The following is a 2500-nucleotide window of genomic DNA, read 5'->3' as shown; positions in this document are numbered from 1 at the left end:
CCATGGGCAGGTTGAAGCTGTAGTAACATACAGTGGAGGACCGAACCGGTTGACGTTGAAAAGTCTTCGGATGACCTGTGGGTAGGGGTGAAAGGCCAATCAAACTCGGAAATAGCTCGTACTCCCCGAAATGCATTTAGGTGCAGCGTTGATTTATAGTTTTATAGAGGTAGAGCTACTGATTGGATGCGGGGGCTTCACCGCCTACCAATTCCTGACAAACTCCGAATGCTATAAAATGTTAATCAGCAGTGAGGGCATGGGTGCTAAGGTCCATGTCCGAGAGGGAAAGAACCCAGACCATCAGCTAAGGTCCCAAAATATATGTTAAGTTGAACTAACGAGGTTGAACTGCTTTGACAGCTAGGATGTTGGCTTGGAAGCAGCCATTCATTTAAAGAGTGCGTAACAGCTCACTAGTCGAGCGGTTCGGCATGGATAATAATCGGGCATAAACATATTACCGAAGCTATGGGATAGAAATATCGGTAGGGGAGCATTGTAGTGTCGTCGAAGGTGTTCTGTGAGGAATGCTGGAGAAGCTACAAAAGAAAATGTAGGCATAAGTAACGATAATGCGGGCGAGAAACCCGCACACCGAAAGACTAAGGTTTCCTCAGCTATGCTAATCAGCTGAGGGTTAGTCGGGACCTAACGCGAACCCGAAAGGGGTAGTGGATGGACAACAGGTTAATATTCCTGTACCTGCTCACACTAAAAGTGACGGAGGCGAAAAGTTAGTGCGTACTGACGGAATAGTACGTTGAAGCGAGTGGTAACACCGCGATAGTACACTGAGACTTCGGTCAAGGTGATAATCTAGCAAATCGACTTCCAAGAAAAGCAAGTGAAGCAGCCCGTACCCTAAACCGACACAGGTAGTTGGGATGAGAATTCTAAGGTGCTCGAGAGATTCATGGCTAAGGAATTAGGCAAAATAGACTCGTAACTTCGGGAGAAGAGTCGCCACCCTTCGGGGTGGCCGCAGTGAAAAGGTCCAGGCGACTGTTTATCAAAAACACAGGGCTATGCTAAATTGAAAGATGATGTATATGGCCTGACACCTGCCCGGTGCTGGAAGGTTAAGTGGAGGGTTTAGCTTCGGCGAAGATCTTAAATGAAGCCCCAGTAAACGGCGGCCGTAACTATAACGGTCCTAAGGTAGCGAAATTCCTTGTCGGGTAAGTTCCGACCTGCACGAATGGTGCAACGATCTGGACACTGTCTCAGCCATGAGCTCGGTGAAATTGTAGTATCGGTGAAGATGCCGATTACCCGCTGTGGGACGAAAAGACCCCGTGCACCTTTACTATAGCTTAGTATTGGTTTTGGATAAGTAATGTGTAGGATAGGTGGGAGACTTTGAAGTGGCGTCGCTAGGCGTTGTGGAGTCATTGTTGAAATACCACCCTTTGCTTATCTAGAGTCTAACCTTCGTAGAAGGGACAGTGCTTGGTGGGTAGTTTGACTGGGGTGGTCGCCTCCAAAAGAGTAACGGAGGCTTCTAAAGGTACCCTCAGCACGCTTGGTAACCGTGCGTAGAGTGCAATGGCATAAGGGTGCTTGACTGAGAGACCTACAAGTCGATCAGGTTGGAAACAAGAGCATAGTGATCCGGTGGTTCCGCATGGAAGGGCCATCGCTCAAAGGATAAAAGGTACGCCGGGGATAACAGGCTGATCTCCCCCAAGAGCTCATATCGACGGGGGGGTTTGGCACCTCGATGTCGGCTCGTCACATCCTGGGGCTGGAGAAGGTCCCAAGGGTTGGGCTGTTCGCCCATTAAAGTGGCACGCGAGCTGGGTTCAGAACGTCGTGAGACAGTTCGGTCTCTATCTACAGTGGGCGTTAGAAATTTGAGTGGATCTGACTCTAGTACGAGAGGACCGAGTTGGACTAACCTCTGGTGTATCTGTTGTTCCGCCAGGAGCATTGCAGAGTAGCTACGTTGGGAAGGGATAAGCGCTGAAAGCATATAAGCGCGAAACCCACCACAAGATGAGATTTCTTTAAAGGGTCGTGGGAGATTACCACGTTGATAGGCTATAGGTGTAAAGGCAGTAATGTCATAGCCGAGTAGTACTAATAACCCATAGGCTTATTGTACGCCTGTTTTTTTATAAAGTTCAATATACAATTACAATCATGTCTCTTATTTTCAATATGTTAAGATATTAATCTTTCTTTTAAGAAAGAGATCCCGCATCAAGCGCGGGACTAAAGCTTAAGGTGGTTATAGCGACGGGGCTCACCTCTTACCATTCCGAACAGAGAAGTTAAGCCCGTTAGCGCCGATGGTACTGCATTTGTGGGAGAGTAGGTCGTTGCCTTTTTTATTCTAAAATTGTTTTAGAATTTATAAATCCTCATCATTTATTTGATGAGGATTTTTTTTGCTCTAATCTAAAATATAGTAGACATTAAACGACTCTTGAATTAATACGAACTCTAGCTGATACCTCCTGCGGGAGCGATAGTAGTGGTTAGCTTTTGTGAAACT

The 2500-nt window shown here is 46.8% G+C and carries 2 rRNA genes (1 of these 2 cut by a window edge); both read left to right on the top strand.

Annotation, left to right across the window (positions count from 1 at the left end):
• A 23S ribosomal RNA gene (locus ACH5TW_RS00050) occupies positions 1-2106 on the top strand; it begins 716 nt to the left of the window's first position.
• A gap of 119 nt (positions 2107-2225) precedes the next feature.
• A 5S ribosomal RNA gene (gene rrf, locus ACH5TW_RS00045) occupies positions 2226-2333 on the top strand.
• Positions 2334-2500: the final 167 nt, after the last annotated feature.

This window comes from Thalassobellus sediminis (assembly GCF_044386045.1).
Classification (GTDB): domain Bacteria; phylum Bacteroidota; class Bacteroidia; order Flavobacteriales; family Flavobacteriaceae; genus Thalassobellus; species Thalassobellus sediminis.
This window is presented reverse-complemented; position numbering and strand designations above follow the sequence as displayed.